This is a genomic window from Tumebacillus avium, from assembly GCF_002162355.1.
GTDB classification, from domain to species: Bacteria; Bacillota; Bacilli; order Tumebacillales; family Tumebacillaceae; genus Tumebacillus_A; species Tumebacillus_A avium.
In genome coordinates this window covers 992,791-1,016,408 of record NZ_CP021434.1, presented here as the reverse complement: position 1 = coordinate 1,016,408, position 23,618 = coordinate 992,791, and the positions used below count along the sequence as shown (strand labels likewise).

Here is a 23,618-nt window from a genome sequence, read left to right as displayed (position 1 = left end):
TCATGAAAAAAATCCTTACCGAAGCATCCGGCAGCATGACCTCCGGCTACCTGATCTCCTCGATCCGGGAAGCCGGACATGCCGCAGTGGCGTCCGATATTGATGCGAATTGTTTTGGCCGGTTTTTAGCAGATGATTTTATTTTGATGCCGAGAAAAAGCGACCCGCTCTTGTGGGAGCAGATCGAGGGTCTGCTGCGTGACCATGCGGTGGATGTGGTCATTCCTTCCCTCGACGATACGCTGCTCGGATGGGCGGAGCGCAAAGCGTATTTTGCAAAGCGGGGCGTGCATGTCCTTTTGTCGGACGAGCAGGTGGTCAAGACGTTCCAAGACAAGTGGCTGACGTACCTCGCTTTCAAAGCAGCGGGCATTCCGACGCCGGAAGCATCGTTAGAGCAGCTCTACCCGCTGGTCAAGCCCCGTCTGGGACGCGGTGCGGTCGGGGTGCGCGTGGAGACGCAGGCGGTGGACATGGACGGCATGATCTCCCAGGAGCTCGCCGAGGGCGTGGAGTATACGATCGACGTCTTTTGCGGACGTGACCACAAGCCGCATTACATCGTCCCGCGCCGCCGACTTGGAGTCAAAGAAGGAAAATCGACAGGCGGCGTGGTTGACCTGCATCCGGGCATCATCGCCTGGGTGGAGCAGATCTGTGCGTCCTTCCCGTTCCAAGGGCCGGTCAACATGCAGTGCTTCCTTGCGTCCGATGAGTCGGTGCGCTTTATCGAAATCAACACGCGCATCGCAGGCGGCATGGCGCTGGGCTTTGCGGCGACGGAGAATTGGATCGGGCTTGCCGTCGACCATTTTGTCGAAGGTCAGCCCTTGCCTGAGCCCCAACCAGTACAGGACGGGATGGAGATGAAACGGTATTATGCTGAAGTCTTTATACCCAGGAATTAACTGGGACGAGATCGAGGCGGTCGGGTTTGACATGGATGGCACGCTGTACGACGAGTTTGATTTTATCCGCCAGGTCTATCGGCCGATCGCAGCCCTGCTGGCTCCGGATGACACAGAAAGCGTCTATCGCCAAATGCTGCACCGCTGGCTGGAAAAAGGAAGCTCGTACAACCGCATCTTTGATGAGGTGCTGCAGGCGCGCGGTGTGGAAGAAGGAGAGCGCGGCACGTTGATTGCGGAGTGCCTGCGTCTGTTTCGCGGGTACGAGCCGCAGTTGGAACTGAGCGGTCGGGTCTCGGTGCTACTCGATCTGTTTGCACAGCGCTACGGGCTGTTTTTGCTCACCGACGGACAGAGCGGGCTGCAATGGGCCAAGTTTCGGGCGTTGGGGCTGGGTCGCTGGTTCGATGCAGAAAATGTGGGCGTGTCGGGCGACCACGGGGCAGGTTTTCATAAGCCAAACCCGGCGATTCTGAGCAAGCTCGCCTTGACCTCGCGAGGGATCGCTCCGCAGCGGGTCGTCTTTTTCGGCGACCGGGCGATGGATGAAGAGTTGGCGAAAAACGCGGGCTATCATTTTGTTTTGGTGAAGGGCATGCAAAGGAGGAAGCAAGGTGCACAAGAAGCGTAAAGTGCTTGGCGTGACAGGAATCCGTTCGGAGTACGACATCATGTCGTCCGTCTTTCGGGCGATCGACGACCACCCGGATTTGGAGCTGGAACTGATCGTGACCGGGGCACATCTGGCAGATGCCTATGGGTACACGGTGGAGGAGATTCGCCGGGATGGATTTAAAATCGCCGACGAGATCGAGAGCCTGCTCAATGCGGATTCCGATACGGCGCGGGTCAAAGGGCTCGCCATTCAACTGCAGGGCATGGTGCAGACGGTCACGCGCGTGCGTCCCGACTTTCTGCTCGTGCTGGGCGACCGCGAGGAGTCGATGACGACAGCGCTGGTCGGCGCGTATCTGAACATCCCGGTCGTGCATATCGCCGGCGGCGACCGCGTGGTCGGCAATGTGGACGATCAGGTGCGCCATGCGGTGACGAAGCTCGCCCATCTGCATTGTGCGACCAACGAGGAGAGCGCCGAGCGCATTCGCCGCCTTGGGGAGCAGGACTTCCGCGTGCACAATACAGGAAATCCGGGCCTCGACCGCATCTTGCAAGTGCCGGAGCTGACCGATGCGGAACTGTCGGAGCGGCTGGGCTTTGAGATCCAAGCCGGCGAACCGCTGATCCTGGTGATTCAGCATGTCATCTCGACGGAGATCGACGAGGCGTATTTTCAAATGAAACAGACGATGGAAGCGGTGCAGCGCCTGGGCATCAAAACGGTGCTTTCCTATCCGAACACCGATGCGGGCGGCCAGCAGATGATCAAAGCGATTCAGGAGTATCAGCATCTGCCTAACCTGTTTGCAGCGAAAAACATCCCGCGCCTCGAGTTCATCAACATCATGCGCAAGGCGGGCTGCATGCTGGGCAACTCCAGCGCCGGCATCCTGGAAGCGCCCTTGTTAAAGCTGCCGGTGATCAACGTCGGCAACCGCCAAAAAGGGCGGCTGCATGCGGAAAACGTGCAGTTTGTGCCGCATGATATGGAGCAGATCTGTGCGGCTGTGCACCGGGCGCTGTTCGATGAGACCTACCGTGCCACAGTGGCAGCTTGCTCGAATCCATACGGCGACGGGCGCAGTTCGCAGCGTATCGCCGATCTGATCGCCACGGTGGACATCAACGAAAATCTTTTGATAAAGGACATCACCTACTGATGAAAAAGATACTGGTTATCGCCCCGCACCCGGATGATGAAACGCTCGGCTGCGGCGGCGCATTGCTCAAGCACAAGGCACAAGGAGACGAGATTCACTGGCTGATCGTGACCGGCATTTCCGAAAGCGCCGGATTTACGGCGGAGCGGGTGGCAGAGCGTGATGCGGAGATTTTGACGGTGGGCAATCTTTATGGATTCGAGACCCTGCACAAGCTGAACTTCCCGACTGCGCAGCTCGACACCTTGCCGATCGGCGACATCGTGCAGCGCATCGGGCGCGTGATCAATGCTGTGCAGCCGGACGTGGTGTACGTCCCGTACCCGGGCGACGTGCATACCGACCACAAAGCCGTTTTTGACGCAGCTGTGTCCTGCACCAAATGGTTCCGCTATCCGTCGGTGAAACGCATCTTGGCGTATGAGACGCTGTCCGAGACCGATTTTGGCATCAATCCGGACAACAACGGGTTCCGCCCGAATGTGTTTACCGACATCTCGGAGTTCCTCGAACACAAGATGGAGATCATGCGCATCTTCAAAAGCGAGCTCGGCGCGTTCCCCTTCCCGCGCAGCGAACAGGCGATCCTTGCATTAGCTTCCCTGCGCGGCGCGGCCTGCGGGGCACATGCGGCAGAAGCGTTCATGCTGTTAAAGGAGATCGGCTGACCATGAGCAGAACGTACATCATCGCCGAAGCGGGCGTCAACCACAACGGCTCGCTCGACCTCGCCAAGCAACTGATCGACGCGGCGGTCGAAGCCGGAGCGGATGCGGTCAAGTTCCAAACCTTCAAGACCGAGAAACTCGTCTCCAAAACGGCCGAGAAAGCGGAGTATCAAAAAGAGACGACAGGTGCCCAAGAGTCGCAGTTTGAGATGATCAAAAAATTAGAGCTCGACGAAGCGGCGCATCGCGTGCTGATCGAGCATTGCGGGCGGCGCGGAATCCAATTTTTGTCCACGCCGTTCGATCTGGACAGCGTTGACCTGCTGGCGGGTACGTTCGACCTGCCGCGTCTGAAAGCGCCGTCCGGGGAGATCACCAACGCGCCGCTGCTCCTGAAGATGGCGCGCACAGGCAAGCCGATCATCGTCTCGACCGGCATGAGCACGCTCGGCGAAGTCGAGACGGCGCTCGGGGTGCTGGCATACGGCTACCTCGGCGGGGAAGAGCCTTCCGTCGAGGGATTCCAAGCGGCGTATGCGTCCGAAGCGGGTCAGCGCATGCTGCAGGAAAAAGTAACCCTGCTGCATTGCACGACCGAGTATCCGACGCCGTACGGAGATGTCAACCTGCGGGCGATGGATGCGATGGGACAGGCGTTCCAGCTTCCGGTCGGGTATTCCGACCATACGCCGGGCATCGCCGTGCCGATCGGTGCGGTGGCGCGCGGGGCGGTGCTGATCGAGAAGCATTTCACCCTCGACCGCAGCTTGCCGGGACCGGACCATCAAGCGTCGCTGGAGCCTGACGAATTAAAAGCGATGGTCGACGGCATCCGCCAGATCGAAGCAGCGCTGGGGATAGCAGTAAAAGCACCGGTGGCGTCCGAGTTGAAAAACAAGCCGGTGGCGCGCAAGAGCCTGGTAGCGGCCAAACCGATTGCCAAAGGCGAGCTTTTCACCGAGGAGAACGTGACCGTCAAGCGTCCGGGTCTGGGGAAATCACCGCTCTTGTTCTGGGATGTGCTGGGGCAGATCGCCGAGCGCGAGTACAAAGAAGAAGACCTGATCTAAACGGGAGCAAAGGGAGAGGAAGACATGAAAAACTGGAAACAGATACTGATACCCCCGTCCGCTTCCATCCTGCGGGCGATCGAGACGATCGACCAAGGGGCTTTGCAGATCGCACTGATCACAGATGGAGACGGGCGACTGCTCGGCACGGTGACCGACGGTGACGTGCGGCGCGGGATCTTGCGAGGTGTGGGGCTGGACCGTCCCGTCTCGGAGATCATGAACACGTCGCCGATCACCGCGTCCTCGCAAGATACGCAAGAGACCATTTTGGCGACGATGAAGCTGCGCCGACTGCAACAGATCCCGATCATCGACCGCGACGGTCTGGTCATTGGGGTGCAAGTGCTGGCCGACATCCTGCGTTCCAACCAAAAAGACAACTGGGTCGTCCTGATGGCGGGCGGACTCGGGACGCGGCTGGCGCCGCTGACCAACGATACGCCAAAGCCGCTGCTCAAAGTCGGCACCAAGCCGCTGCTCGAGACGATCATGCAGAATTTCATCGAGTACGGGTTCCACAAATTCTATCTCTCCGTCAATTACAAAGCAGAGATGATCCGCGACTATTTTGGCGACGGTTCGCGCTTCGGCGTCGAGATCCGCTACGTCCACGAAGAAAAGCGCATGGGCACCGCCGGAGCCTTGTCGCTCTTGCCGGAGCGTCCCGAAGAGACCTTCTTCGTGATGAACGGGGATCTGCTGACCAAAGTCAACTTCCAGCAGCTGCTCGATTTCCACCAAGAGCATGGTGCGACGGGAACGATGTGTGTGCGCGAGTATGATTTCCAGATCCCGTATGGTGTGGTCAAAACGGACAAGCATCGTCTGATGGGGATCGTCGAGAAGCCGGTCGAGCATTTCTTCGTCAACGCGGGAATCTACGTCCTCGAGCCGGAGTGTATCGACCTGATCCCCCAAGACGAGTTCTACGACATGCCGAGCCTGTTCGATCAGCTGATCCAACGAAAAAGTGAAACGAGCGTCTTCCCGATCCGCGAGTACTGGATGGACATCGGCCAGATGGCCGACTACGAGCGTGCCAACGGCGAGTTCGCCGAGGTGTTCCATGATCGGGACTAAGCGAGTGCTCGCGGTGATCCCCGCCCGAGGCGGTTCCAAAGGTGTCCCGCGCAAAAACATCCGCGAGCTTGCAGGCAAGCCGCTGATCGCCTGGTCGATCGAGGCGGCGACAAAGTCCAAATACGTCGACCGCGTGATCCTGTCATCCGAAGATGACGAGATCATCCAAACAGCCCAGACCTGGGGTTGCGACGTGCCATTCGTCCGCCCCGCAGAGCTGGCCGCAGATGATACGCCGGGCATCGACCCGATCCTGCATGCGCTGGAGCAGCAACCGGACTACGACTACGTCGTCCTGCTCCAGCCCACATCGCCGCTGCGCACATCCGCCGATATCGACGCCACCATCGAGCAGATGCTAAGCGCCAAAGCGCCCTGTTGTGTCACCGTCACCGAGCCATCCAAAAGCCCGTACTGGATGTACACCCTGCAAGCCAACAACCGCCTGCAGCCCCTCATCCAACAACCCCTCGTCACCCGCCGCCAAGACCTCCCTAAGGCGTTCGCCTTAAACGGAGCCGTCTACGTGGCGGAAACGCAGTGGTTAAAAGAGACCAAAAGTTTCCTAGCAGAAGGCGCTATCGCGCACGTGATGCCCAGCGAACGATCATTTGATATCGACACCGAACTCGATCTATTCTTGGCTGACGCCATTCTAAAGCAATACAAGTAAGCCTTCATAGATCTTGAAAGGCTAAGGGCTTGAAGGGCTTGAAAAATCTTTTTGTACCTAAAGCATCAAAGGCCCCTCGGGGGAGGGCGGGATATGCGGAAGTGGTGATCTTTGAATCTTTACCCTTCCTCTAAAAAGGTTTTACTCAATCAAGGGGTACAGATGAAACGTGAACCCGGAGCATGTCCCGCCCGGACCCGACCACCCAGCCTCCATAAACGACAAAAAAACGCTGCCCCCAGGGCAGCGTCTTCTTCTTTTACAACATCTGATCCAAAGTCAACAATATCGAAACCAAAATCGCCACCCCAGCCGCCACCAAAAAAGTAGCATCGCGGCCTCTCTCAGCGAGTTCGAGCTTATCCCGTTCGTTCCTCTCCTCATCCTCCGCCTTCAACTCCGCCACATCCTCCGGCGTCTTGCCCTTCGGAATAATCGCCGGCAGATTATAACGGCGTCTAAACGAAAACAGCCGCGAGAAGATCACCACGCCAATAATCAGCAGCAACAATCCAATCTGAAAAAGCGAATTCGATAAGTGCTCCGCATAGCTCGCCACCCCGTCCGGCCGATACTTAAACCACACATACACCGCGACCACTACCGACGCGATCAGTCCAATATACAGCCCGCGCTTCAACCCTCTTCCCATCCTGCACCCCTTTCCCGATCAACCTCAAACCCTACAGATCGTAAATGCTCTCCACTTCCACCGTCTCAAAGCGCATCGTTAGTTCCTCTCCGCCTTGCCGATACCCAACCTCATAATACTCATATGTACGCTCGATCAACCGGATATCTGTCACTCCGTAATCGGTCATCAGCAAAGCCACCAGATCTGTCTTCGCCTCAGCCGCTTCCTCATCCGCCACGATCAGTTCAATCGCTTCCATCTGTGCCCACGACAGCAAAAGCAGATCGATATCGTTAATCGGCTCCACCTCTAACAATGGATCCAAGTTGGTGCTGTTCGAATCTGTCACGCCTGCCACATCCTTTCCTGCAATGCCAATCTTCCATCTATCTTACCACATTTTTGCGCCTGTTAGCCCTGCCCTACAGGAAAACGAACCTGCGAGTGAGAAGACATATAGAAGAGACATTACGAAAGGAGCTTGGACGATGCGCGAAGTGGTTCGAATCATGCAAGCAGGAGATCTGCACCTTGGCACGCCGTTTTCCGGGAGTGGTTTTCCGGTCGAAAAGGCGCGCAAAAGACGGCGCGAACTGCTCGGCACCTTCCGCAAGCTGGTCGAGGCGGTCGTCGAGCAGAAAGCAGAAATTTTGCTGCTCACCGGCGATCTCTTCGAAGCGGAGTGGGTGTCGGAAGCGGAAGTGGTGGAAGTGCGCCAATTGCTCGCCGGGCTCAACCGGCCCGTGCTGATCACGCCGGGCAACCATGACTGTCTGCAAGCGGGCGGCCCGTATTCCTATGGGGAGTGGTCCGACAATGTGCATATCTTCGGCCCGGAAGTTGGGGCTGTAACATTTGAAACTTACAATTTGACCGTACACGGCTACGGTTATGGAGCCAGATGGCTCCGCGAAAATCCCTTCCAAAACTACCAAGTCCCCCAAGACGGAGGCTTGCATATCGTGATGATCCACGGTTCCTTCGAAGCGCCTGAAGGCACCCCGTACCTGCCGATCACCGCCGTAGACGTGCGCAACATCGGCGCCGACTACGCCGCATTTGGCCATTACCACCAAGCGAACGTCCTGCTCGACGAAGCGGGTCTGATGCAAGCAGCCTACTCCGGTTCCCTCGAACCGCTCGGCTACGACGAGCCCGGCGAACACGGCGCCTTCCTGCTCGAAGTCACCCGCGGCGGCGCACGCGTCGAATGGCTGCCCTTAGCACAACGAGCGTACCGCCTTCTCGACGTCGACATCAGCGGCGCCCAGTCCCTTTTTGACATCGTCGAAAAAGTGAACGGAGCGGTGCCTGCCGAGTCCAAAGGCCGCGACCTGCTCGAAATCACGCTCTCCGGCGCGCTCGACCCCAGCCTGATCCTCGACCGCGACGACCTGCTGGAGCGCCTCCAAGGCACGGCGTACCACCTGCGCCTCACCGATGCCACCCATCCCGACATCGACGGCGACGCATTTGCTGCCCACTCTGCCCAAGGCAGGTACGTGGCCCGGCTCCGCGAACGGCTCGACAACGAAACGGACGAAGCAAAACGCCGCACCCTCGAGCGGGCCTTGCAGCTTGGCCTGCTCGCCTACGAACGCGGCAAGGTGGTGAATGCATGAGAATCCTCAAAGCACAGATCGACGGCTTCGGCCGCTACAGCGGGGTCAGCTTCTCCTTCGACCAAGGCCTGAACATCATCTACGGCCAAAACGAAGCGGGCAAATCCACCCTGCAGCAGTTCCTCGTCGCCATGCTCTACGGCATGAAAAAGCCGGGCCGCAAGCGTGCCGTCTATTTAGAAGAAGAAGCCAAATACCGCCCTTGGCAAGGCAGCCCCTACGGCGGCATCCTCTGGGTTGAGCAGGACGGCGTCACCTACCGCATCGAGCGCTCCCTGCGCAAAGAAGACGAATGGGTGCGCGTCTACCGCCAGGACACCGGCGAAGAAGTCACCAAGCGGTTTGCGGTCGATTCCAACAAAGAGCTCGCCTTCGCCAAAGAGCTGACCGGCGCGGACCGCGAACTTTTTGTCAACACGCTCTGCATCGGCCCGGTCGATGAGCGCGAGCGGGCATCATGGCTGCGGGAAAGCGTGCGCCACTCCCAAGGCGGCGCTGCCGAAGAGCTGATGATCCCCGAGCAGTCACGCATCCGCGATGCGGAAGAAGCGATCGCCAAGCGCCTCGATGCGATCGGCACCGAACGGGCCGGCACCAAGCCGCTTGGCTTGGCGATCAAACAGCGCGACGAGTTGAAAAAAGCCTACCAAGACGCGCTCAGCCAAGAAACTTCCCAGCGCGACGCCCGCCTGAACGCAGAAGGCGAAGCGGCCGAGTGGCAGGAAGCGGTCCATGACGAGCAGCGCCTGCGCCGCGAGCTCGGCGACAAGCTCTCCCTGTTCCTCAACGTGCAGGAAGCCCGCCGCGGCGAACTGGCCGGACGGTTGCTGCAGCTCGAAGAAGCGGTAGCAGCCAACGCCGCGCTCGCGCCGCTTGGTCTCAACGAAGAAGCATTCCGCGACGTCCAGCAAGACTTCCAGCGGCTCGTCACGGCTAAGCAGGAGACCGACTCCTACCAAAAGCGCCTGCAAGTGCTCGAAGACGAGTCCCGGGAAGCGGCCGCCTACGCTGCACAATACAAAACGATGGACGAAAGCAAACTCACCCAGCTGGAGCAGACAGCGAGCCGCTTAGAATGGTACGAGCAGCACAACGAGCAGGGCACCCTCCCGCGAGACGAGGCCGAACTGTCCGGGCTCGAAGCGCGTCTCGCCACAGCCAAACGCAATCTGATGCTTGGCGCCATCGCCGCTGTGATCGCCGTCCCGCTGACCTTCTGGCAGCTCTACCTGGGCATCTTGCTGCTCCTCGCCTTGTTTTTCGCCGCTTTCTCCTATTTTTCCGCAGGCAAGCTGACGGCGGAGATCGAAGCGTGGAAGCAGCAGCAGAAAAGCGCCGAGCTCGAACAGGAAGCGATGTCGGCCGAGCAGGAGCGTCTCGAAGCGTCCCTGCAGCAACAGCTCGCCGACTTTGGTGTCGACACCCCGCGCCAGTTCCGCCAAAAGTGGAACGACCTGCTCAAAGCGCGCCATCAGGTCTCCTTGTACGACAAGCAGTTCCAATGGCTCCAAGGCGAATACAACCGCGCCAACTCCGAGCGCGACATCATCGCCCGCCGCGTTTTGCGCGTCATCGGCGGCGAAGAGTCGCAGGCGGCGTCCTTCGATAACGAAGCGTTGCGCCGCGAGATCGAAACATGGGAAGCGCGCTTCGAAGAGTCCCGCCGCCGCAAAGAGCAGGGGCTGGTCTGGGAGCGCGAACAGGCAGACTTGCAGCACGAACTGCAACTGCTCGACAAAGACCTCCAGCGCTACGTCGAGATCGCCGAAAAACTTGGCATCCAGCCAGCACCGCCGTCGCTTTTGATGCAGGAGTCGGTGAGCAGTGAAGAAGTGGAGCGCTGGTACGAGTCGTGGCGGACAGCGGAGCGCGTTTTGCTGGAGAAAAAGTCCACCTACGCCGCCGCCAGCACCCGCTACGAAACGCTGCAGGAGGGAGCATCCTCCCCGGCCGACCTTTTGCTGGAAATGGAGCGGGCAGAAGAAGCCTTGAAGAGCATCACCGAAGAGCGCGAAGCACTGAGCATCGCGCAAGAGCTGTGGAGCGAAGTGAAAGAAGAGCTTTATCAGGCGATCGCGCCGCGTTTTGCCGGCGGGCTGTCCGATGTGACTTCGCGGATCACCGGCGGGCGCTATCAGGAAGTATATCTTGACCGCGAAGAGGCGATCACCACCATCTCGCCCGACTCCGGCTACACGGTGGAGCTGTCCTCCTTGTCTGCGGGCACGATGGACCAGATCACCTTTGCGTTGGGCTTTGCGCTTTCCGGCTGGATGATCCCCGGCGGGGAACAACTGCCCTTGCTGCTCGACGAGCCGTTCCGCCGCTACGACGACGGGCGTCTCGATGCGGTGTATGATGTGCTGCTCGAAGAAGCGGACAACCGCCAGATCTTCCTCTTCACCTGCCGCGAGCAGGAAGTGGAGCGTCTGCAGCAGATGGGCGCAGGCCGGACGGGTCTCGTCGATTTGAGCGCAGAAAAATATGGTATGATAAAAAGGACATAATAAGCCTGTTCTACATACCAGCAAGATGCTGAAAAGGAGGACCACATAGATGAAAAAGACGGTAAGCATCATCGGCGTCCCGATGGACCTCGGCCAAGGCCGCCGCGGCGTCGACATGGGTCCGTACGCGATCCGCTACGCCAGCGTGAAAGAGCGCATCGAGCGCCTCGGATTGACCGTGAAAGACCAAGGCAACATCAATGTGCCGACCGCAGAGACGCATGGGATCGACAATGAAAAGCTGAAGTACCTGCCGGAAGTGGCACAAGTTTCCGAAGATCTCGCCTCCAAGGTGAGCGACACGATGGGGCAAGGGCATTTCCCGATCATCCTCGGCGGCGACCACTCGATCTCGATCGGTTCGATCGCCGGTGTGGCGCAGCATGTCAAGAAGCTTGGCGTGATCTGGTTTGACGCGCACGGCGACATGAACACCGAAGACACCACCCCGTCGGGCAACATCCACGGCATGCCGCTGGCGACTTGCATCGGCCTTGGCAACGAAAAGCTGGTCAACATCGCCGGTTTCGCGCCGAAACTGCGCCCGGAGAACGTCGTCATCGTCGGCGCGCGTTCGATCGACCCGGAAGAGCGCCAACTGATCAAACAGCACGGCATCACCTGCTTCACGATGCATGAGATCGACAAGATCGGGATCGCCAAAGTGATGGAAGAAGCGATCCGCATCGCTTCCGAAGGCACCGAAGGCATCCACCTGTCGCTCGACCTCGACTCGATCGACCCGGACATGTGCCCGGGCGTCGGCACCCCGGTGCTCGGCGGCGTCACCTACCGCGAAGGCCACCTCGCGATGGAGATGCTCTACCAATCGGGCAAAGTCGTCTCCTGCGACCTCGTCGAAGTCAACCCGATCCTCGACGAGCACAACATCACCGCCCGCACCGCCGTCGACTTGGTCTGCTCCTTGCTCGGCGAATCGGTCATGTAATCGCAATCACCAGAAAAGCACCCGGAATGGGTGCTTTTTTTATTGACGGAATATGGGAGAGGGTTTATACTTCTTTTAGCAAATACCCTTAATCCGAGTTGTAAATAAGGAATTAGACGATTGCCCGATTTGGGAACGCTTCGCCCTAGTCATGTATATCTTAAAACAGGGTTGGAGTTAGGCATACGTCATCTCGATGCAGAGGGGACTGCTTTTTTTGTCTCTGATATAAGGAATCCTTATTCGGAGGATAAGGGTTTGTTATTCATCGAAAATGCAGGAGGAGAGTGTAGAGGATGAGCACAAAGTCGTTTGTTTTGTCCGCAGAAGAAGTAGCACGTTTGAATGAAGAGTTCCTGAACAAAAGCCCGGAAGAGATCTTGAAGCTGGCTTTTGACAAGGTGGAAAACATCTCGTTTGCCTGCAGCTTTGGCGCGGAAGACGTGGCGATCGTCGACATGATCGTCAAAATCAAGCCGGACGCGAAGATTTTCTATCTCGATACGGATCTCCTCTTTGAAGAAACGTATGAGGTGCGTGACCGCATCCTTGAAAAATACAAGGCCAACCTGATCAAATACTCCCCGCTCCTGACGTTGGAAGAGCAGTCCGAACAGCGCGGCGCAGAACTCTGGAAAAGCGACCCGAACGGCTGCTGCGGCATCCGCAAAGTTGAGCCGCTGCAGCGCGCGCTTGGCGAACTGGACGCTTGGATCACCGGGATTCGCCGCGAGCAGTCGCCGACCCGTGCCAACTCAGGCGTGGTCGAGCTCGACACCAAGTTCAACCTCGTCAAGTTCAACCCGATCGTCATGTGGACGGACAAACAAGTCTGGGATTACATCGCGGCCCATGAAGTGCCGTACAACAAAATGCATGACCAAGGATATCCGTCCATCGGCTGCATCCATTGCACCCGTGCGGTCAAGCCGGGCGAAGACCCGCGCGCAGGACGCTGGGCAGGACATGAGAAGACGGAGTGCGGGTTGCACCAATAAGCGCACGAGACGCAGCATGAGACATCTCTCACCCCGTCGACGCTTAACATCCTTGCGTTTTTGCCTTGCGACAGGAGGTAGTTGAATGAGTTGGGAAGTATCGTTGGGCGGTTTCGTCGTCGGATTGTTAATTGGGTTGACGGGGATGGGCGGGGGTCTGATCATGACCCCGATGATGATCTTTCTGTTCGGGGTGGCGCCGACCGTGGCGGTAGGCACCGACCTGCTCTACGCGTCGATCACCAAGATCTTTGGCGGGTATCAGCACTGGCGTCAAAAGACGGTCGACTGGAAAGTCGTCAAGTTGCTCTCGATCGGGAGCGTGCCCGGCGCTTTTCTCGGCTCGATGACGATCTTGTACCTGCAGAGCCTGTATATGGACAGCGTGGAAGGGATCGTCGGGCGCATGCTTGGCTTCACCTACCTTTTGATCGCGTTCGTGATGGTCTTCCGCATGTTCAAAAAGCAGAAACATGCGGCGGATAACGCCGAACCGATCAAGGCGGATAAGCGCAAGATGATCACGCTCGGACTGATCGGCGGCTTTATCGTCGGTATGACCTCGGTTGGCTCCGGCACGTTGTTCATGGCCTTCCTGCTGCTGATCTACCCGGTCGCGGCGTCGCGGCTGGTCGGCACCGACATCGTGCAGGCCGTGCTGGTCACCGGCGTCGCCGGGCTGGCCCATCTGGCCATCGGCAACGTCAACCTGCCGCTCGTCGGCTCCTTGCTGATCGGTTCGATCCCGGGCATTCTGCTCGGCAGCCGCATGTCGCTGAAAATCCCGGAGGTTGCCGTGCGCTCCTGCCTGTTTTTGATGATTTTCCTGTCCGGATTCAAGATGCTGTTTAATTGATGGAGTTCAAACTGATGCGTTCAATAACGTCTGGGAGGTCTGTACGAGTGAATGGACTGATTGCGCCACACGGCGGAACATTGATCAACCGCGTGCTGACAGGTGAGCAGCGCGCAGAGCAGCAAAAGATCGCCGAAAGCGCGAAAAAAGTCGCGCTGGACGCGTTTGCGCTGTCCGATTTGGAACTGATTGCAAATGGTGCGTTTTCGCCGCTTACCGGTTTTATGGGCCAGGCGGACTATGCTTCCGTCGTCGAAACGATGCGCCTGGCCGATGGCACCGTCTGGAGTTTGCCGATCACATTGCCGGTCACTCAAGAAACAGCAGAAACGATTGCGCTTGGCGAAATCGTGGCGCTGGTCGGTGAGGACGGGGTGACGTACGGAACGCTGGAAGTCACCGAGAAATTCATCCCCGACAAAGCCCGTGAAGCCGAAATGGTCTACCGCACCACCGACGCGGCGCACCCGGGCGTGGCAAAGCTGTTTGCCCGCCCGAACGTCTACCTCGCCGGACCGGTTTGGCTGATCGAGAAGAAGTCGGACCATGATTTCCAAGAGTTCCGTTTCGATCCGCAAGAAACCCGCGCCCTGTTCGCAGAAAAAGGCTGGCGCAGCGTCGTCGGCTTCCAAACGCGCAACCCGGTGCACCGCGCCCATGAATATATCCAAAAATGCGCCTTGGAAATCGTCGACGGCCTGTTCCTGAACCCGCTGGTAGGCGAAACCAAATCGGACGACATCCCGGCCGATGTGCGCATGGAGAGCTACCAGGTGCTCCTGAAAAATTACTACCCAGAGAAGCGCGTCGCCTTTGGCGTGTTCCCGGCGGCGATGCGCTATGCCGGCCCGCGGGAAGCGATCTTCCACGCGATGGTGCGCAAGAACTTTGGCTGCACGCATTTCATCGTCGGCCGCGACCATGCCGGTGTCGGCGACTACTACGGCACCTATGACGCGCAGGAGATCTTCCGCAACTTTACCGCCGAAGAGCTCGGCATCCTGCCGCTGACCTTCGAGCACAGCTTCTTCTGCACCAAGTGCGGCTCGATGGCCTCGACCAAGACCTGCCCGCACGGCAAAGAAGACCACCTCACGCTGTCCGGCACCAAAGTCCGCGCCAAGCTCCGCGCCGGAGAAAGCCTCCCCGTCGAGTTCACCCGCCCGGAAGTCGCCGAAGTGCTGATCCGCGGCCTGCGTGAAAAAGAAGCTGTGAAATAAATTGATTTATACCAAAGCCCCTTTGATTAACTCAAAGGGGCTTTTTCTGGATTAGCTGAAAAGTTTTTGCAAAACCTACCTTCAAATGTACGATTCTACATGAAGGAAGGTTAATTTGATGAAGCGGAAAATAGCCGTACTTCTGTTTGTCTGTCATCTGACAGGTATCTTTGTTCCACAACAAGCGCTTTCTGAATATGATCATCCTAAAGAAGAACCTTGTCAGGAAGTGTTGCTGACTTCCTTAAACCCCTACATCTCAGAGGCAACAAAACAGTACTACGGGGAAGTTCGGCAATACGGTTTGTTTGATGCAAAAATCCTCGACATTCAGAAGGACCCCGAGCAAAGCTTCAACTATAAAGTACGGGTACAAATAAAAACCTTTATCGGGGCGCACAACCCTCCAGAAGGACTCGATACCTTAACGATACACATCGATACATCTGGAGGGAAAGTTGTGAATTACGAACACAGAGAATTACCCCGACATCAATAAGTAGCTGTGTAGCCTCTTGTTTGCCACATCTCTAATGCTCGATTTTTGTTGTATTGGTTGGTCGTTCCGTAAAAGATGTCGATGAAATAGTCGGTCAAACCGTGATTGCAGTATATATCCCCCATATCTTCCACACGAAATGTTGAGCGATATCCAACATCTTTGATGTAGACAGGTTGATCGAGCTCAATGATTGTATTTTGCGGCCAGATCGTTTTTGAAGTCGGGCTCCCACACGTCTTAGGATGTACAGCCACGGTGTAATGGGCGATGGGGGATGTTCCGTAATAGGTCAATTTTCCAGAATCACCGGTATACGCCGTTACATTTCATATCGATTCTCCTCTCGATTTTAAAGTTCGATGATCCGACCAGACGCTGAATCAATGTATAGCTTTTTCGTGTTGCTTCCTGAGTCTTGGCCATCGACTATGATCATGCTTTTTCCCTTGTGCTTTAGAAGGATAAAGTGGTATCCTTCTGACTCGCCTTGCACCTTGGGTTGCAGTTGCTTTTTTGGGGCTGCCTTTAAAGCAGCGGGGCTGTCGATTTGCAGTTCAGCCTCTGTGATGAACTCCGTAAACGTGTCGTGACCTGGCTTCGAGTAGACGAACTCCTGATCATGCAGCGTTAAGATCAGTGACTGGGGCTTGCCGGGTACGCAAAAAATAAAGTTCCAATGTCTTCTTTTTCCGTCTTTTCCTTTGCTTCCGCCTTGCCAGTCATCCACGCTTGCTAAATCAACCAACTGTGCGTTCGAATCCCAAGCCTTGGCCCGTTCGAAACCCAAGTGAAATGCTTCTGAAAGGGTAATTCCTTCATTGTTTTTATATACTCGGAATGACGTGTACCCCATAGAAAGCACCGCCACAAGTAATAAAAGTGTGATTGGGATTATGAATTTTCGAATACTCATAGATCACCTCCTGTTTTATGTTTTAAATAATTCTAGCAATCACTTGAAGTACCTTCTAACTTGATAAGTATACTTTCTGCCTGATTTCGACATTTTCCACATGCATTGGCAGGAATTATTTAGCAGACAGGGAAATGAAAAAAGATCATGAAACTTTTTCGGCGCGAGTTCGTATGTACAGACAGCCGGAACTAAACACGGCGGAGGAACGTAATGGAACTGATTGAACAGCGTATCGTGAAACGGGCTCAAAAAGGCGACCGCCTCGCATTTGCGGAACTGGTCGAGCTGTACAAAGACAAGTTGTACAACCTGGGCTACCGCATGCTCGGCAATCCGCAGGAAGCGGAGGACATCGCACAAGAGGCGTTTTTGCGGGCGTATGCGAACTTGAACAAGTACAATGCGAATCACAAGTTTTCGACTTGGATCTACCGCATCGCCACCAATCTGTGCATCGACCGCATCCGCAAGAAAAAGGCGGACTACTCGCTTGATGCCGAAGTGGACGGGATCGAAGGAGGCGACATGTATTCGCGGCTGAAGTCGCCCGGCGACACGCCGGAGCAGGCAGCGGTGCGCAACGAGGCGCGCCAAGAGGTGCAGGACGCGATCGAGGCGCTGCCCGACAACTACCGCACAGCCGTGATTCTTAAATATTTGCATGACCTGTCTCTGCAGGAGATCAGTGAAATACTCGAGGTGCCGGTTTCGACGGTCAAAACACGCATCCATCGCGGACGCGAAGCGCTGCGTGCCGGTCTCCGGCCGATGCAATAGGGAGGTGCTCATTCGTGAGCTGCCATGAGAATAGTGAAGAACGGCTTCATCAGTATCTGGATGAAGAAATGAGCGCAGCCGAGCGTACCGAATTTGAAGCACACCTCGCCGCCTGCGAGCACTGCCTCGCCCACTTCACAGAGCTGGGCTCGGCGATCCAAAGCCTCGAAGGCGCCGACTGGCACAAAGCCCCGCCCGGCATTACGGAAAACGTGCTCGGCAAGCTCGAGCACATCGCGCCGCCGCGCCGTAACTGGCGCGTCCCGTTCATGAAATACAGCGGGATCGCAGCGGCTGTCCTGCTCGTGTTTGGGCTTGGCGCATCGTGGGCAACGCCGGAAGAGTTCGCCTTGCAAGCTGACCACACCGACGGGCTGATCGTCACGGACGGCAAAGTGATCGTGCCCGAAGGCAGTGAATACAACGGCGATCTCGTCATCCAAAACGGCGACATCGAAGTGCGCGGCAAAGTCAACGGCAACGTGACAGCGCTCAACGGCCAAGTCCATCTCGCCCGCGTGGCCGGAGCGGACATTTCCGGCGAAGTAGCGGAAGTGGACGAAGCCTTGGAGAAAGTCAGCTACTATCTGAAAGATCTGTTTCGCGAACTGACCGGCGACGGCAAGTGACGCGAAAACCCCTCTTCCCAACAACTTGGGAGGAGGGGTTTTATTTTTTCTTCAAGATTTCTTAGGAAGGAAGTCTAATAGTTCAGATCGTACTTATAATTAAAGAAGTAGGTTTATTCATAACCCAGGGGAAAATCAGGTGACAGGCTCGACACTTCTATTGTATAATTTTAAATGCAAGAAGTGACCGGCTTAATATCGGTTTTACTTGTTTGGGTATATTTGAAAGACAATTTAGCCAGTTTACAATTGTGTAATAGGGGACTCTGGGGATACAGAACGAAAGAAAACTGAAAAAGTAGGTGGGTACTTATGGCTACCAGTATCTGGAGGACGCCGCGGTTCCTGTTCTACGCGACGGGGAGCGTTGTGAACAACCTCGGCAACCAGATGTATTTTCTGGTGTTGCCGCTGATGGTCTACAGCATGACACACTCCGCGCTGAACATGAGCGTGATGGCCGTCTGTGAAGCGCTGCCACAGGTGCTTTTATCCTTATTTGCCGGGGCGCTGGTCGACAGGCTGTCCAGGCGGACGGTGATCTTCAGCGCGCTAAGCTTTCAAGCGGTGTGCTGCTCGCTGATCCCGGCGTTGTATTTCACAGACCTGTTGCAAGTGTGGATGCTGTACATCCTTGGCACCATGCTGTCGATCGGGCAGATCTTTTTGCGCTCCGCCGAGTTCGCGGCGGTGCCGGCGATGTTTCCCGACCGCAAGCTGGAAGCAAGCGCAGGGCTCTCGTCCTGCTTTACGGCGACCACGATTCTCGGGCCGCTGCTGGCCGGGTTTTTGATCGCTTCACTGGAATATCCGACCTTGCTCGTGATCAATTCGCTGACATACTTTGCACCGATTCTGCTCTGTTTGTGGAGCCGGATCCCGCATGAAAATCTGGGCGGGGTGCGCTCGGCCAGACAGGTGCTGATCGATACGAAAAACGGGCTGCGCTTTATCCTCGACAGCCGCATTCTCGTGTCCATCGCCTTGGTGATGGGGCTGTCCAACTTTGCGGACAGCGGCATTTTGACGGTGGTGCTGTTCCATCTTAAACACGAGCTGACGAAGCCTGACAATTACATTTCCTTCGTGCTGATGGTCAACGGACTCGGCATGCTGGTCGGCACGTTTGTGCCGCAGAAATTCAAATGGCTCGCCAAAGGCAAGATGATGTTCCTGGCGCTGTTGATCAACAACATCGGGGTGGCGATGTTCCTGCTGCCCGTGTCGTGGATTGCGCCGATTGCACTGTTTACCGGGTCGATCGGCGGCATGATGCTGCATATCGCCTACACGGTGCTGATCCAAGAATCGGTGCCTAACGAAATGCTGGGCCGGGTCAATGGCGCGATGCGCACGATGATCCTGATCACGTTCCCGCTTTCCACTTCGATGCTCGGTTCGATCACCGGTTTCTTCGGCTCTGCAACAGCTTTTGTTACCGCGGTCTCATTATCGATCATACCGCTTCTGATCATCCTGCGCGGCCCGGTCTTCCGGTTCTCGCAGCAGCAGCTGCAGGACGACCTGCTCGCGCATCAAGCCAAAGTCATCTCGTAAACGCAGAACAGCCTCTTTTCAGGGGCTGTTTTTTTGTTTCTATTAGTAGATTCGCAGCAGCAGAAAAGGCTGTGGGGGCATGACAATTTTTCGAAACCTTGAAAAGGAGATACTACCCCTCTAGCGAATGAAATAGAATAGATTATGCATGCAATGTTTGGCATGGGAACGGACATAGTAAGCAATGAGATTTTGAAAGGCAGTAGGTGGCCCCTTTGCAAAATACCTTTTCACAACTGATTGGCGGGTTCAGCCTGTTTGATGTGCTGGACATCCTGATTGTTGCCTTTGTGCTGTACAAGATGATCCTGCTCATTCGCGGCACACGGGCAGTGCAACTGCTCAAAGGGATCGTGGTGATCCTCTTGGCAACCGGGGTGAGCAGCGCGCTGCAGCTCAATGCGCTGAACTGGCTGTTGGATAAGATTTTGACGATCGGTCTGTTTGCGATACCGGTCGTGTTCCAGCCGGAGCTGCGCCGCGGTCTGGAGCAGCTCGGGCGCGGCAAGTTTTTCTCCTGGAGCTCGACGGCGGTGCTCGAGGAGGAGGACATTCCGAAGATGATCTCCGAAGTGACCAAGGCAACGCAGGTGCTCTCGAAAAACAAGATCGGCGCACTGGTCGTCATCGAGCGCGAGACGGGCTTGAGCGACTATTTTGAGTCGGGGATTCCGATCGGCGCGGTCGTGTCGTCGGAGCTCTTGATCAACATTTTCATCCCGAACACGCCGCTGCATGACGGAGCGGTGATGATGCGCGGCAACCGGGTCGTGGCAGCATCGTGTTTCCTGCCTCTGTCCGACTCGACGCGGATCTCCAAGGAACTGGGCACGCGCCACCGCGCAGGGATCGGGATCACCGAGGTATCGGACGCCTTGGTGGTGATCGTGTCGGAGGAGACCGGCACGGTGTCGGTCGCCGTGCACGGTGAGATCACGCGCAACCTCGATGAGCAGTCGTTCCGCGAGCTTTTGACCACCCATCTGGCGCCGGCGAAGCAAAGCGGCTTTTCGCTGTTTGGCAGAAAGGCGGGGTCGTAGATGATGGATCGGTTTTTGCGCAACAACACAGTGGTCAAGATTCTGTCGGCGGTGCTGGCGATCCTGCTCTGGATGATCGTGCATCAGTCGGAGGACACCGGCACCCAGTCCGGTCTGACCGCACAGCCGCAGCAGCAGTTGGAGAAAAATGTGGTTGTGCTGTACGACGAGCAAAATTATTACCTGGTCAAAACTCCGAAAGTCACTTTGACCTTGCGGGGCTCCTACCTCGACATCATGAACGCTGTGGCGCAAGGCGACGCGATCAAGGCGGTCGCCGATGCTTCGAAGCTGGGCGTTGGCGTGCACGAGGTGCCCGTCTATGTGCACGGGGCGCCGGCGGGCGTGTCGATCGAAAGCGCTTCGGTGCAGATCGAGCTGGAGGCGGTGGAGAACCGCGAGTTCCCGGTCGAGCTGCGGATGGAAGGCAAGCCAGGCGAAGGCATGGTGGCAGGCGAAGCGCTGCTCTCGCCGAAGACGGTGATCGTCACCGGGGCCAAGTCGGCCTTGAACAGCGTCGATCAGGTGATCGCCACGATCTCGCTGGATGAAGCGAAAGAAGCGATTCAGACCTCGGTGCCTTTGAAGGCGGTGAACAAGGATGGCGACCCGGTGGAAGGCGTGCGCCTCTCCCGCGACCGGGCGGAAGTGAACATCCCGATCGTCAAGCCGTCCAAGTCGGTGCCATTGCGCTTGCAGTTTAAAGGCGACCTCGCGCCGGGCTTTGCGGTGCAGGAGGTCAAACAGTCGGGCACGGTGACGATTTTCGGAACGGCGGACGCGCTGGCCGAGATCGACTCCTATCCGGCGCCGGTGATCGATTTGGCCGGGATGAACAAGACGACAAAACTGACGCTCAAGCTGGCCGAGGTCGAAGGTGTGACCGATGTGCAGCCGGCCGAAGTGCAAGTCGAAGTGGTGGTGGTCGCTGCCGCCAAGCGGACGTTTGACGATATCGAAGTCAAAGTGACCGGCTTGAAAGAAGGGGAGAGCTACAACATCCTCGGCACCTCCAACCGCGTCTCTGTCACCGTCGAAGGGGCAAAGAACAAGCTCGACGCGCTGACGGCGCAGGACATCAACGCTTTCCTCGACCTGACCAACCAGCCGGGCGGCGAAAGCGAGATGCGGGTGCAGGTCAACACGCCGAATTTCGTCAAGACGCTGGAAGTGACCCCGGCGACGATGAAGCTGGAGATTCAAAAATAGTGCAAGCGCCGGAGCCTTTATTGGTCCTTCCGGCGCTTTTTTTCGGAGAAGGTGCAACCAAACCATAGGCTCGTTCGTCATATAAGAGGTTGAAAGTTCATACATTCAGAGACACTAGGAACAGGCAAAAGATAGGTATTGTGCAGAACGCCGTTCTGTGTGAAAATAAATGGATTGAGAGTGAGTACCATTTTCTCAGTGAAGGAGCTATTATTTCGTGGCGCAATATTTTGGAACTGACGGAGTTCGCGGTGTAGCCAACCTCGAACTGACCCCTGAATTGGCATATAAGCTCGGCCGTGCCGGAGCGCACGTCCTGACACAAGGCATTGATAAAGAACGCGCCAAGATCGCGGTGGGCAAAGACACCCGCATCTCGGGCGATATGTTAGAAGCAGCGCTGATCGCAGGCATCACCTCGGTCGGCGTCGATGTCGTGCGCCTTGGCATCATCCCCACGCCTGGCGTGGCGTACCTGACCCGCTCGTTGGAAGCGGATGCAGGCGTGATGATCTCCGCATCGCACAACCCGGTGCCGGACAACGGCATCAAATTCTTCGGCGGCGACGGTTACAAGCTGACCGACGCGCAGGAGGCGGAATTTGAGCGCCTGCTCGATGCGGCTGTCGATGAACTGCCCCGTCCGACGGGCGAAAAAGTTGGCCGGGTCTACGAAGAAGTAGATGCGGGCGTTTTATTCACCGAATACCAGAAGTCCTCGATCCGCAACCGTTTTGACGGCGTGAAGGTCGTGCTGGACTGCGGCAACGGCGCAGCGTCCTTCGTAGCGGCCGGCGTGTTCCGTTCGCTTGGTGCGGAGGTCGTTGCGATCTTCTCCGAGCCGACCGGCACCAACATCAACGTTGGCTGCGGCTCGACGCATCCGGAAGTGGTGCGCGAGGCGGTGCTGGAGCACAAGGCGGCGATTGGCCTGTCCTTTGACGGCGATGCTGACCGCCTGATCGCAGTCGATGAGCTCGGCAACATCGTCGACGGCGACTACGTGATGGCGGTTCTTGCTAAAGCGCTGAAAGATCGCGGCGAGCTGGCCGGCAACACGGTGGTAGCGACGGTGATGTCGAACATCGGCTTCCTGAAGGCGATGCGCGAACAGGACATCAACGTGGTCAAGACTGCTGTCGGCGACCGCTACGTGATGGAAGCGATGAAGGCAGACGGCTACGTCCTCGGCGGCGAGCAGTCCGGCCACATCATCATGCTCCAGCACAACACGACCGGCGACGGGTTGCTTACGGCGCTGCACCTGACCGACATCATGGTCGAAGCGCAGAAGCCGATGAGCGAACTGCGTTCGATCATGCAGAGCTTCCCGCAGATCATGGTCAACGTGCGCGTGGCGACGAAAGACGGCTGGAAAGACAATGCGAACATCGCAGCGGCGATCCAGCGCGTCGAAGAGATCCTCGGCGCTGACGGCCGCGTGCTGGTGCGTCCGTCCGGTACAGAACCGCTGATCCGCGTGATGGCGGAAGGTCCGGAAGAGGAGTCCCTGCGCCGCTATGTGAACGAAATTGCAGATGTCGTGCGCCAGGAACAAGGCGAGAAATAGAACGGTTGTAAAAAGGGCAGGGTGTGTACCATCTTCAGGTGCACACCTAACCACCCTTTTGCGGGTTCGTGCATATAATTCTTTATAGGAGGTGATGCGCGGCGAGAGATGAGAGTTGAGTTTTACGGCAAGACCGGATTCACTTTTTCAAAAACAGTTTTTTCAAAAGCGCCTGAACTGGACGCACGGACGGAAACAGCGATCCAGTTGACGAGGTGGAGGAGTATCGAACATCGGCGGATGCCTCCCGGTGTATAGCCGCACCGAAAGAGCGTTTTTCGAAATCCGGCAGGTGACTGACGGGACAAGAGACGCTTTGGCTACAACTGAGAGTTTTACAAAAAACAGGACAAACTGTTTGTAGTTGTATTTATCGTGCAATCTGACGCTTATGAACCGTTTTCATAAGCCTGATTTCCTATTGTTTTTAAACTGCATTCGGCTGCAATCTG

23 protein-coding genes are annotated in these 23,618 nt (G+C 56.9%); 20 read left to right on the top strand and 3 right to left on the bottom strand.

Features of this window, described 5'->3' with window-relative positions; genetic code table 11:
• The first annotated feature begins 2 nt into the window (after positions 1-2).
• From CBW65_RS04555 to CBW65_RS04525, 7 genes are read left to right on the top strand one after another with little or no spacing between them, the layout of a single operon-like run.
• Positions 3-908, top strand: coding sequence for an ATP-grasp domain-containing protein (locus tag CBW65_RS04555; protein WP_087455809.1), 906 nt, complete (start codon positions 3-5; stop codon positions 906-908).
• Entirely contained in the window at positions 880-1,539 is a 660-nt protein-coding gene (locus CBW65_RS04550; protein ID WP_087455808.1) for an HAD family hydrolase, read from the top strand. The genes CBW65_RS04555 and CBW65_RS04550 overlap by 29 nt, the downstream gene beginning before the upstream one ends.
• Entirely contained in the window at positions 1,523-2,686 is a 1,164-nt protein-coding gene (gene neuC / locus CBW65_RS04545) for a UDP-N-acetylglucosamine 2-epimerase (protein ID WP_232463443.1), read from the top strand. Before CBW65_RS04550 ends, neuC begins: the two co-directional genes overlap by 17 nt.
• Entirely contained in the window at positions 2,686-3,354 is a 669-nt protein-coding gene (locus CBW65_RS04540; protein WP_087455807.1) for a PIG-L deacetylase family protein, read from the top strand. Before neuC ends, CBW65_RS04540 begins: the two co-directional genes overlap by 1 nt.
• Positions 3,355-3,356: 2 nt before the next feature.
• On the top strand, positions 3,357-4,424 hold the full coding sequence (gene neuB, locus CBW65_RS04535; RefSeq protein WP_087455806.1) for an N-acetylneuraminate synthase: 1,068 nt from the start codon (positions 3,357-3,359) through the stop codon (positions 4,422-4,424).
• 24 nt (positions 4,425-4,448) lie between these two features.
• Positions 4,449-5,507 (top strand): nucleotidyltransferase family protein, encoded by a 1,059-nt coding sequence (locus CBW65_RS04530; protein WP_087455805.1) that lies wholly within the window; start codon positions 4,449-4,451, stop codon positions 5,505-5,507.
• A complete protein-coding gene (locus tag CBW65_RS04525; RefSeq protein ID WP_087455804.1) occupies positions 5,494-6,180 on the top strand; it encodes an acylneuraminate cytidylyltransferase family protein in 687 nt (228 codons plus the stop codon). The genes CBW65_RS04530 and CBW65_RS04525 overlap by 14 nt, the downstream gene beginning before the upstream one ends.
• A 259-nt stretch (positions 6,181-6,439) precedes the next feature.
• On the opposite strand, the gene CBW65_RS04520 is transcribed toward CBW65_RS04525, so the two are convergent.
• Together CBW65_RS04520 and CBW65_RS04515 are read right to left on the bottom strand one after the other, a co-directional pair.
• A complete protein-coding gene (locus CBW65_RS04520; protein WP_157721770.1) occupies positions 6,440-6,820 on the bottom strand; it encodes a DUF3899 domain-containing protein in 381 nt (126 codons plus the stop codon).
• A gap of 43 nt (positions 6,821-6,863) precedes the next feature.
• Entirely contained in the window at positions 6,864-7,163 is a 300-nt protein-coding gene (locus tag CBW65_RS04515; protein ID WP_087455802.1) for a hypothetical protein, read from the bottom strand.
• A 139-nt stretch (positions 7,164-7,302) separates the two neighbouring features.
• Here CBW65_RS04515 and CBW65_RS04510 point away from each other — a divergent pair, with 139 nt between their 5' ends.
• The 7 genes from CBW65_RS04510 (at position 7,303) to CBW65_RS04480 (ending at position 15,465) form a co-directional block, all read left to right on the top strand.
• Positions 7,303-8,436 carry a metallophosphoesterase family protein gene (locus CBW65_RS04510; RefSeq protein ID WP_157721769.1) on the top strand — a complete coding sequence of 378 codons (1,134 nt, stop codon included), beginning with the start codon at positions 7,303-7,305 and terminating at the stop codon, positions 8,434-8,436.
• A complete protein-coding gene (locus CBW65_RS04505) occupies positions 8,433-10,943 on the top strand; it encodes an ATP-binding protein (protein ID WP_087455800.1) in 2,511 nt (836 codons plus the stop codon). The genes CBW65_RS04510 and CBW65_RS04505 overlap by 4 nt, the downstream gene beginning before the upstream one ends.
• A gap of 49 nt (positions 10,944-10,992) precedes the next feature.
• Positions 10,993-11,892 carry an arginase gene (rocF, locus tag CBW65_RS04500; RefSeq protein WP_087455799.1) on the top strand — a complete coding sequence of 300 codons (900 nt, stop codon included), beginning with the start codon at positions 10,993-10,995 and terminating at the stop codon, positions 11,890-11,892.
• A gap of 296 nt (positions 11,893-12,188) precedes the next feature.
• Complete coding sequence (locus CBW65_RS04495; RefSeq protein ID WP_087455798.1) at positions 12,189-12,890, top strand: phosphoadenylyl-sulfate reductase; 702 nt, start codon at positions 12,189-12,191, stop codon at positions 12,888-12,890.
• 85 nt (positions 12,891-12,975) lie between these two features.
• Positions 12,976-13,746, top strand: coding sequence for a sulfite exporter TauE/SafE family protein (locus tag CBW65_RS04490; protein ID WP_087455797.1), 771 nt, complete (start codon positions 12,976-12,978; stop codon positions 13,744-13,746).
• Between the two features lie 47 nt (positions 13,747-13,793).
• The gene (sat, locus tag CBW65_RS04485; protein ID WP_087455796.1) at positions 13,794-14,966 is read left to right on the top strand and encodes a sulfate adenylyltransferase; all 1,173 of its coding nucleotides are present in this window, start codon (positions 13,794-13,796) and stop codon (positions 14,964-14,966) included.
• Between the two features lie 118 nt (positions 14,967-15,084).
• The gene (locus CBW65_RS04480; protein ID WP_087455795.1) at positions 15,085-15,465 is read left to right on the top strand and encodes a DUF3888 domain-containing protein; all 381 of its coding nucleotides are present in this window, start codon (positions 15,085-15,087) and stop codon (positions 15,463-15,465) included.
• A 352-nt stretch (positions 15,466-15,817) separates the two neighbouring features.
• On the opposite strand, the gene CBW65_RS04475 is transcribed toward CBW65_RS04480, so the two are convergent.
• Positions 15,818-16,381: a hypothetical protein gene (locus CBW65_RS04475; RefSeq protein ID WP_087455794.1), complete on the bottom strand. Its 564-nt coding sequence runs from the start codon at positions 16,379-16,381 to the stop codon at positions 15,818-15,820.
• A 213-nt stretch (positions 16,382-16,594) separates the two neighbouring features.
• Between CBW65_RS04475 and sigW the strand changes: the two genes are divergently transcribed.
• From sigW to glmM, 6 genes are all read left to right on the top strand, one after another.
• Complete coding sequence (gene sigW, locus CBW65_RS04470; protein WP_087455793.1) at positions 16,595-17,161, top strand: RNA polymerase sigma factor SigW; 567 nt, start codon at positions 16,595-16,597, stop codon at positions 17,159-17,161.
• A gap of 14 nt (positions 17,162-17,175) precedes the next feature.
• Entirely contained in the window at positions 17,176-17,790 is a 615-nt protein-coding gene (locus tag CBW65_RS04465; protein WP_087455792.1) for a zf-HC2 domain-containing protein, read from the top strand.
• A 312-nt stretch (positions 17,791-18,102) separates the two neighbouring features.
• Entirely contained in the window at positions 18,103-19,347 is a 1,245-nt protein-coding gene (locus CBW65_RS04460; protein ID WP_087455791.1) for an MFS transporter, read from the top strand.
• A 215-nt stretch (positions 19,348-19,562) separates the two neighbouring features.
• The gene (cdaA, locus tag CBW65_RS04455; RefSeq protein WP_269768003.1) at positions 19,563-20,387 is read left to right on the top strand and encodes a diadenylate cyclase CdaA; all 825 of its coding nucleotides are present in this window, start codon (positions 19,563-19,565) and stop codon (positions 20,385-20,387) included.
• On the top strand, positions 20,388-21,596 hold the full coding sequence (locus tag CBW65_RS04450; protein ID WP_087455790.1) for a CdaR family protein: 1,209 nt from the start codon (positions 20,388-20,390) through the stop codon (positions 21,594-21,596). It abuts the gene before it with no gap.
• A gap of 217 nt (positions 21,597-21,813) precedes the next feature.
• On the top strand, positions 21,814-23,166 hold the full coding sequence (gene glmM, locus CBW65_RS04445; RefSeq protein ID WP_087455789.1) for a phosphoglucosamine mutase: 1,353 nt from the start codon (positions 21,814-21,816) through the stop codon (positions 23,164-23,166).
• Positions 23,167-23,618 lie beyond the last annotated feature (452 nt).